The sequence below is a fragment of the Aromatoleum sp. genome (assembly GCF_035254505.1).
Classification (GTDB): Bacteria; Pseudomonadota; Gammaproteobacteria; order Burkholderiales; family Rhodocyclaceae; genus Aromatoleum.
The window spans coordinates 39,222-47,831 of sequence record NZ_DATFAO010000009.1 but is presented as its reverse complement, the minus strand read 5'-3'; the positions used below and the strand labels follow the sequence as shown (position 1 = coordinate 47,831).

General features: G+C 64.9%; 9 protein-coding genes. 3 read left to right on the top strand and 6 right to left on the bottom strand.

The features are described 5' to 3' along the window. The 3 genes from VJ673_RS01330 to ylqF form a co-directional block, all read right to left on the bottom strand. Positions 1-1,020, bottom strand: a 1,020-nt coding sequence (locus tag VJ673_RS01330; RefSeq protein ID WP_324124207.1) for an aldo/keto reductase, incomplete at its 3' end; no start/stop codon positions are given. After that, on the bottom strand, positions 1,001-1,393 hold the full coding sequence (locus VJ673_RS01325; RefSeq protein WP_324124206.1) for a YchJ family protein: 393 nt from the start codon (positions 1,391-1,393) through the stop codon (positions 1,001-1,003). The genes VJ673_RS01330 and VJ673_RS01325, both read right to left, overlap by 20 nt. Continuing rightward, positions 1,368-2,276 (bottom strand): ribosome biogenesis GTPase YlqF, encoded by a 909-nt coding sequence (gene ylqF, locus VJ673_RS01320; RefSeq protein ID WP_324124205.1) that lies wholly within the window; start codon positions 2,274-2,276, stop codon positions 1,368-1,370. The genes VJ673_RS01325 and ylqF overlap by 26 nt, the downstream gene beginning before the upstream one ends. 87 nt (positions 2,277-2,363) lie before the next feature. Between ylqF and VJ673_RS01315 the strand changes: the two genes are divergently transcribed. The 3 genes from VJ673_RS01315 (at position 2,364) to amaB (ending at position 5,529) form a co-directional block, all read left to right on the top strand. Next, complete coding sequence (locus tag VJ673_RS01315; RefSeq protein ID WP_324124204.1) at positions 2,364-2,921, top strand: DUF1415 domain-containing protein; 558 nt, start codon at positions 2,364-2,366, stop codon at positions 2,919-2,921. Between the two features lie 4 nt (positions 2,922-2,925). Next, positions 2,926-3,816: a class I SAM-dependent methyltransferase gene (locus VJ673_RS01310; RefSeq protein ID WP_324124203.1), complete on the top strand. Its 891-nt coding sequence runs from the start codon at positions 2,926-2,928 to the stop codon at positions 3,814-3,816. Between the two features lie 192 nt (positions 3,817-4,008). Further along, the gene (gene amaB / locus VJ673_RS01305; protein WP_324124202.1) at positions 4,009-5,529 is read left to right on the top strand and encodes an L-piperidine-6-carboxylate dehydrogenase; all 1,521 of its coding nucleotides are present in this window, start codon (positions 4,009-4,011) and stop codon (positions 5,527-5,529) included. Between the two features lie 8 nt (positions 5,530-5,537). Here the strand turns inward: amaB and paeA are convergent, their stop codons facing one another. From paeA to VJ673_RS01290, 3 genes are all read right to left on the bottom strand, one after another. Beyond that, entirely contained in the window at positions 5,538-6,863 is a 1,326-nt protein-coding gene (gene paeA / locus VJ673_RS01300; protein WP_324124201.1) for a polyamine export protein PaeA, read from the bottom strand. 109 nt (positions 6,864-6,972) lie between these two features. Further along, positions 6,973-7,926 carry a hypothetical protein gene (locus tag VJ673_RS01295; protein ID WP_324124200.1) on the bottom strand — a complete coding sequence of 318 codons (954 nt, stop codon included), beginning with the start codon at positions 7,924-7,926 and terminating at the stop codon, positions 6,973-6,975. A gap of 135 nt (positions 7,927-8,061) precedes the next feature. Continuing rightward, positions 8,062-8,610, bottom strand: coding sequence for a YaeQ family protein (locus VJ673_RS01290; protein ID WP_324124199.1), 549 nt, complete (start codon positions 8,608-8,610; stop codon positions 8,062-8,064).

The following is an 8,610-nucleotide window of genomic DNA, read 5'->3' as shown; positions in this document are numbered from 1 at the left end:
TTCTTGCATCACCTCCGCAGGCAATGGCTTGTCCCAGGCCGCGAGGTTTTCCTCGAGTTGCGCCATCGACGTTGCACCGACGATGGTGCTCGCGACAAACCACCGCCGATACACGAACGACAGCGCCATCTGCGCCGGCGTCATGCCGTGCCTGCGCGCGAGCCCGGCGTAGGCGGCCACTGCGGGCTGCACGCTGGGCTTTTCATAGCGCTGGGCGAAACCCTTGAACAGCGTCACGCGTCCTGCGGCTTGCGGGTCGGCCTGGTATTTTCCGGAAAGATGGCCGAAGGCGAGCGGCGAGTAGGCGAGCAGACCGACCTGCTCGCGATAGGCGATTTCCGCCAGCCCGAACTCGAAGCCGCGGTTGATCAGGTTGTAACAGTTCTGGATGGAGGTGATGCGCGGCAGGTCGTATTCCTTCGACATCCGCAAAAACTCCATCACGCCCCAGGGTTGTTCGTTGGAGACGCCGATAAAGCGTATTTTGCCTTCCCGCACCAGTTCCGCCAGCGTTTCCAGTTGATCGTGAATCGACACCCACTCTTTCTCGTGTGACGGGTCGAACTGGTATTGGCCGAACATCGGCACGTTGCGCTCGGGCCAGTGCAGCTGGTAGAGGTCGATGTAATCGGTTCGCAGGCGTTTCAGCGAGCCTTCGACGGCTTCGCGGATGTTGGCGCGGTCGAGCGCTTGGGGGCCGCCGCGTATCCACTCCATGTTACGGCGCGGGCCGGCGACTTTGGTGCCGAGGATGACCTGGTCGCGCGGCTGTTTCCGTAGCCAGTTGCCGACGATGGTTTCGGTACGGGTGACTGTCTCGGCGCGCGGCGGCACGGGGTACATCTCGGCGGTATCGATGAAGTTGATGCCGCGCTGGAACGCGCAATCCAATTGATCGTGCGCTTCGGTTTCGGTGTTCTGCTGCCCGAAAGTCATGGTGCCGAGGCAGATCGCCGAGACGTTGAGCTGGCTGGTTCCTAGTTGTCGATAATCCAAGGCGCTACTCCGGAAAATTGCCATCGATATACAGCCACTGCCCGTTCTCCCGCACGAAACGGCTGATTTCATGCAGGCGATGGGCGCGGCCATTGAGCTTGTAGCGTGCGATGAACTCCACGATGGCGCTCTCGGGCGAGCTCATTGCATGCCGTTTCACTTCCAGCCCCAACCATTGCGCGGCATCCTGCGACAGATCGAGCACATCGGGCCGGGTGTCGCGATGCCAGGTAGCAAGCAGGTAGGGTTCCAGTTTGAGGGCATATGCGCTGTACCTCGAGCGCATCAAGGCTTCGGCATCCGGCGCGGGCGTCCCGGAGTGGTAAGGCGCGCAGCAGGCGGCGTAGGTCGAGCCGCCGCATGGACAAGGGCTAGAGGTCGGACGCGGTCTCTTCATCTGCCGGAGCCTCCGCTGCCGGAGACGCGTTCGCCAGCATCGCGCGGCGCGTTTCCGGCGTTTCCAGGCTGATGCGGCCGAGCGTCCCGCAACGATAATCCGTCAGCAGTGTGATCGCCGCTTTTTCCAGATCGAGGTCGCCACCTTTCAGCCGATAGCCGCGCCGCTTGGCGATGGCTTCGATGACGTCCACGCCGTCCAGGCCGGCCAGGTCGAATTTGTAGCGGGCAACGAGCAGCGCGGGATAGCGCGCCAGCAACAGGTTCGCAAGAAAAGTGGCCACCTCTTCATCGATCACCGCGTTGCGGCCGATCGCATGGCTGGCGGCGAGCATGAAGCCGTCCGAATCGTGCTTGATCTTCGGCCACATCATACCCGGCGTGTCGGTGATGCTCGCCTTGTCGCTGAGGTCGATGCGCTGCTGGTTCTTGGTCACCGCCGGCTCGTCGCCGACCTTGGCCACGCGCCGGTTCAGAAGCGCGTTCATCAGCGTCGACTTGCCGACGTTGGGGATGCCCATGATCATCATCCGCAGCAGCTTGGTCGCGTCGTTGCGGTGCGGTGCGAGCCCCTGGCACAGCGCAGGCACGCGCGCGACGTCGCCCGGCTTCTTGCACGACAACGCGACCGCCTTCACGCCCGGCTGGCTATTGAAGTAGTCGAGCCACGCGCGTGTCGCGACCGGATCGGCGAGATCGGTCTTGTTGAGGATCTTCAGGCAGGGCCGCTGACGGAAGAGACGCAGCTCGCGGATCATCGGATTGCTGCTCGCCTCGGGCACGCGGGCGTCGAGCACTTCGATCACGACATCGGTCAAAGCCATGCTCTCGGCCGCTTTCTTGCGCGCCGAGGTCATGTGACCGGGAAACCACTGGATGGGCATCGGAAACTGAATCTGTAGACAAGGCGCGCATTATCGCCTCGATCGCGTCCCGATTGGGGCAAAATGGCGGCCTTTCAAGGAATACCCATGAATCGTGACGAAGTGATCGCCGCCACGCGGCAATGGCTGGAAAAGGCCGTCATCGGGCTCAACCTGTGCCCGTTCGCAAAATCCGTCTATGTGAATAACCAGGTCCGCATCGTCGTCAGCGACGCGAAGCACACCGACGCCTTCCTCGAGGACCTCGACCGCGAGCTCGAATTCCTCGCCGAAGCCGATCCGGCCGAAGTGGATACGACGCTCCTCGTCCACCCGACGCTCTTCCAGGACTTCCTCGACTTCGATGAGATCGCCGCAATCGCCGAAGAGGCCGTCGTCGAGCACGAGCTCGAAGGCGTGCTGCAGGTCGCGAGCTTCCACCCGCGCTTCCAGTTCGAAGACAGCGAGCCCGACGACATCGAGAACTTCACCAACCGCTCGCCCTTCCCGACGCTGCACCTGCTGCGCGAAGAAAGCGTCGAACGTGCCGTTGCGGCCTTCCCCAACGCCGAGACGATCTACGAGCGCAACATCGAGACGATGCAGAAGCTCGGCAAGGACGGCTGGAAAGCGCTCGGCATCCCCGGCAACGACGACGACAAGTAAGTCCATGTCCGCCAAGCCCCAGAAAGCCCCCAAGGGCGCGCCGACACCCAAACCAGTGAAGACGCCCGCGCCCGATCCCCTGCTCGCCGAACTGCGCCCGGGCCAGTCCGTCGAGCTGCTGAAGGAACTGCACATCCTCACGCGGGACGACAAGCTCAACCAGGACAGCCGCCGCAAGCTCAAGCAGGTCTATCACCTCTACAACTTCATCGAGCCTCTGATGGACGAGGTGCTCGCCGAGCGCGGCGACCTGACCCTCGCCGACCACGGCGCGGGCAAGTCCTACCTCGGCTTCATCCTCTACGACCTCTTCCTCAAGGGGCGCGAGCAAGGCCGTGTCTACGGCATCGAGACGCGCGACGAGCTGGTGGCGAAGTCGCGCGAACTTGCCGACCGCCTCGGCTTCGGCCGCATGTCCTTCCTCAACCTCACCGTCGAGGAGTCGATCACCTCGTCGGAGCTGCCCGAGCGCATCGACATCGTCACTGCGTTGCACGCCTGTAATACCGCAACCGACGACGCCATCCGCTTCGCCCTCGAAAAGCACGCCCGCTTCATCGTGCTCGTGCCCTGCTGCCAAGCCGAAGTCGCTTCCGTGCTGCGCAAGCACAAGAGCGAATCCTTCGCGCGGACGCCGCTGTCAGAGATCTGGCGCCACCCGATCCACACCCGCGAATTCGGCAGTCAGCTCACCAACGTCCTGCGCTGCCTGCTGCTCGAAGCGCACGGCTACCAGCTCACGGTGACCGAGCTCGTCGGCTGGGAACACTCAATGAAGAACGAGCTGATCGTCGCCCGCGCAACCGGCCAACGCCGCGGCAACGCGCGCGAGCGGCTCCAGCAGATCCTGAGCGAACTCAACCTCGAAGAGCTCGCCCCGCGCTTCGCATACTAGCTAGCGGATACCCGGCAAGCCGCAGCACTCGGGCTGAGCCCATCGAAGCCCCGCCACCATCCTTTGACTGGCTCAGGGCGAACGGATGCATAGGGTGGCGGGGCGGTGATTGCTCCACTGCCACGACGGCGTAGGAACATCCGCGCCGTCAGCGGGTCCACCGGGCATCGACCGCCCCGGAGGGAGCCCGCCATGGCCCTCGCATCCGCAACGGTATCGCTGCTGCACCTGCTCGGCGTCGCGCCACAACAGCTCGACGCCGGAACGCTGCCGGTGCGCAGCCCCATAGACGGCTCGACGCTCGCCCACATCGCCCCCGACACGCCGGACGTCGCCGACGCGGCGCTCGGCCGTGCCCGCGACGCCTTCGCCGCCTGGCGCACCGTCCCAGCCCCGCGCCGCGGCGAACTCGTCCGCCGCTTCGGCAATCTCCTCCGCACGCACAAGACCGCGCTCGGCGAACTCGTGACGATCGAGACCGGCAAGATCCGCGAGGAAGGCCTCGGCGAAGTCCAGGAGATGATCGACATCTGCGACTTCGCCTGCGGCCTGTCGCGGCAGCTGCATGGTCTGACGATTGCGAGCGAGCGCCCCGGGCACCGCATGATGGAGCAATGGCATCCGGCCGGCGTCCTCGGCGTCGTATCGGCCTTCAACTTCCCGGTCGCGGTCTGGGCCTGGAACGCGGCGCTCGCCTGGGTGTGCGGCGACAGCGTCGTCTGGAAACCCTCGGACCGCACGCCGCTCACCGCGCTCGCCTGCGCAGCCCTCTTCGATACCGCGTGCCGCGAACTGGAGGACATCCCCGCCGGTCTGCTGGAGGTCCTGATCGGCGGCCACGAACTCGCCGCCCTGCTCGCCGACGATCCGCGCATCGCCATCCTTTCGGCGACCGGCTCCTGCGCGATGGGCAAGGCACTCGCTCCGCGCGTCGCGGCCCGCCTCGGGCGCTCGATCCTCGAACTCGGCGGCAACAACGGCGCCATCGTCTGCTCGAGCGCGGACCTGTCGCTCGCCGAACGCGCGATCCTCTTCGCCGCCGTGGGCACGGCGGGTCAACGCTGCACGACGCTGCGACGGCTCATCGTGCATGAGACGGTCGCCGATTCGCTCGTCGAACGCCTCAGCGCCGCGTGGCAGCGCGTGCCGGTCGGCAACCCGCTCACGGACGGAACGCTCGTCGGCCCGCTGATCGACGCAGCCGCCGGAGCGGCGATGGACGCGGCACTCGCCGAAGCCCGCGGCGACGGCGGCCGGGTGCACGGCGGTCAACCGGTGGCGATCCCCGAATGCGGCGCCGGTTGCTACCGTCGCCCGGCGCTGGTCGAAATGCCCTTGCAAACGACCGTCGTCACGCGCGAGACCTTCGCACCGATCCTCTACGTGCTGCGCTACCGGGAGCTCGACGAGGCGATCGCGCTGCACAACGACGTCCCGCAAGGGCTGGCGTCGTCGATCTTCACGCGCGACTTGATGGAAGCCGAACGCTTCCTGTCCGCGACCGGCAGCGACTGCGGCATCGCGAACGTGAACATCGGTCCGTCCGGCGCCGAAATCGGCGGCGCCTTCGGTGGGGAAAAGGACACCGGGGGCGGCCGCGAATCCGGCTCGGACGCCTGGAAAGCCTACATGCGGCGGGCGACCTGCACGATCAACTATTCGGGCGAACTGCCGCTCGCCCAAGGGATCCGCTTCGGACTCGACGAAGCCTGACCGTACCGTCAGGCCTTCGACGCGGGTGCGCCGCCCGCCCCGTCACTACCCGGCTTCGTGCGTGTCACGAGGAGCTGGTCGATGCGGTAGTGGTCGATGTCCACCACCTCGAACTTGAACTCACCCAGCACGACGTTATCGGTCCGTTTGGGGACCTTGCGCAGCGTGTACATCATGAATCCGGCGATCGTCTCGTAGTTCTCGCTGTCGGGCAGATCATCGAGTCCGAGCGCATTGATCACGTCCGCCACCGGTGTGACGCCGTCTATCAGCCAGGAATCCTCGTCGCGCCGGACGATGAGTTCCTCCGGACTGCCTGCGAGCTCGCCCATCATCGTGCTCATCACGTCCTGCAAGGTCAGCATGCCGACGATCAGCGCGTATTCATTGACGATCAGCGCGAAATCCTCGCCCGCGGTGCGGAAGCGCTCGAGCACCTCGAACAGCGTCAAGGTCTCGGGAACCACCAGCACGTTGCGCACGACCGGGTCGGAGCCGAGCTCGAGCTTCCGGCCCGACAGGATGCGCGCGAAGATATCCTTCAGATCGACGTATCCGACCACCGAATCGATCGGACCGTCGCACACTGGAAACCGACCGTGCGGCTGGTCGGCGAGCTTCGCGCGGATGCTTTCCTCGGGCTCGTCGAGCGTGAAATAGACGATGCTCTCGCGCGAGGTCATCGCCGACGCGACGGTGCGCACGTCCAGTTCGAACACGTTGGCGATCAGCTGCCGCTCCTGCTTGAGCAGCGACCCGGTCTGCGCCCCGGCGTCTGCCATCGCGACGATCTCGTCGGAGGTGATGTCCTCCGGCCTGCGGTCCGGCAACTTGAACAGCCGGAACAGCCAGCTCGCGATCCCGTCGAACACCCACACGACCGGCGCGAAGGCAATCAGGCAGAACTGGATCGGCTTGACCACCGCGACCGCGATCCGCTCCGGCGCGATCATTCCGAGCCGCTTGGGAATCAGGTCCGCGAACAACACGAACAGCGAGGTCACCACCACGAACGACAGCACGAAGCTGAGCGTTTCCAGCATCTCCCCCTCATAGACGACCCCGATCGCCTGCGACAAGGCCGGCGAAAAGGTCGACTCCCCGACGATGCCGGCGAGAATCGCGATCGCATTCAGCCCGACCTGCACGACGGTGAAGAAATGCCCCGGGTTCTCCTGCAGACTCAGCACCCGCCCCGCCGCCGTATTACCGTCCTGCGCCATCATGCGCAGCTTGATCTTGCGCGCCGCCGCCAGCGAAATCTCCGCGATCGAAAAGAAGGCACTCAGTGCGATCAGCAACGCGATGATCAGCAATTGATCCTTGAAACTCACGCAACGGCTCCCACTGCCGCCGCTCCGGCGGGCAGACAAGACAAATAGCGATGCCGCGGCAAATATGCCGAAGCGCTGCAGGGCCTCGGCGGGAGTCGGTGGCGGAAAGTCAGAACCGCAGTTCGACGCCGAGTCCCATGGACCACTGGCGACTGCGGCCGGAGTCCGCCTCGCCCCGCGGCCAGAAGTGCCCCAGGCTAACCTGGAGGAAGGTCCAGTCGCGGAAAACGGGCTGCTCCCAGGTCAAGCGCACGCCATACTCCTTGATATCGTTCGGGCCGGCCGTCTCCCCTCTGACGAGGCCTTCGAACGATACCGTCCGCATCTCCGACAGGTTCTTGAACAGGCCAAGACTCGAGAACCACTCCGTGCCATCGGAATCCTGCGATATCGTACCGGCATTCTGCCAGCGCAGCGCAAGCGTCGGTGTATAGGCGTGGGTGTAATTGAGGGCGGTCGTCGCCCCCACACCGTCATCCGTGTTCCAGAAAAGCGTCTCGCGGAAGTCCAGCGCGTCGTGTTCCGTGAGCCCGAACACCTTGCGATAGCGCGCCTGCGTGTACGGCTTGTAGGCCTTGCGCACGCCCGCACGCAGGTCGAACAGGTCGAGCAGCCGGTAGCCGATGCCCCCGAAAGCCGTCTGCTCGCTACGCGGCCGCTCGTTGAGGAGCAGTTCCCGGCGCGAAAACGTGTCCGGCTGGTCGGTCACCAGTTCGCGTTCGTTGTCCCGCCCGAAGAACAGGTAACCCTTGTCGTTCAGGTTCGGAAGATTGACCTGGGCCTGGAAGCGAAGGCTGGTGTCGGGCGAATCGCCCTGGCGGAACAAGGCCTTGAAGCCGATGCTACCAGACACCCGCCCCCCTTCGCGGAAGGGCTTGTCGCCGAACCAGCTATCGACCTCGGTCGCGACCCGCTCAGTGAGGCTGCGCAGGGCTTGCCGTCCGCCTACGAGCACGCTGTCACGGTCGTCGGACTCCGCAGGCATCTGCGTAGCTGCCGCATCGGCAGCCCCGACCCCTCCGGCCCATCCAATGAGGATACACGCCGCCAGCTCACGCCTCATGGCTATCTCCACCATCGCAGTCGGAACCCGACATGCAGCAACTCTAAAGCGCCCGCGAGAAAAAGGTCAACGCAAGGATGCAGCGATGCGGAATATCGTCACGCTTGGCAGCATGACGTCCTCGCCATGACGTCCTCAGCCCACCTGCGGTCCCATCAGCCGCTTCGGCTCGACGACCACCGTTTCGGTCCCGTCGGTCATCCACACCTGCCCGTCCTGCACCGTGCATTGCAACCGCATCGTCCGCTTCGTCAGCGCGGCCAGCGCGGGCGCGATGTCGCTGTCGAGGTTCCACACGGTCAGGTTCCCGAGCCGCGCAACCTTGTCCTTTACGCCGTTCCACCAGACGTCGGACGCCCGTCCGAAACTGATCACGACGACCTCATCGGCTCGCCCGCAGGCCTTGCGGATCCATTTCTCGTCGGGTTGGCCGACGTCGATCCAGCGCTCGATCGCCCCCGTCAGATCCTTCTGCCATAGGTCGGGTTCGTCGTCCACGCACAGCCCTTTGGCGAAGCTCAGCGCCGGATCGGCATAAAGTCCGAACGCGAGCAGGCGCACCATCATCCGCTCGTCCGTTTCGGACGGGTGACGCGCAATCGTCAGGTTGTGGTCGCCGTAATACCCCCGGTCCATATCGGCGACCGAGAGGTCCGCCTTGTAGATGGTCGCCTTCAATGCCAT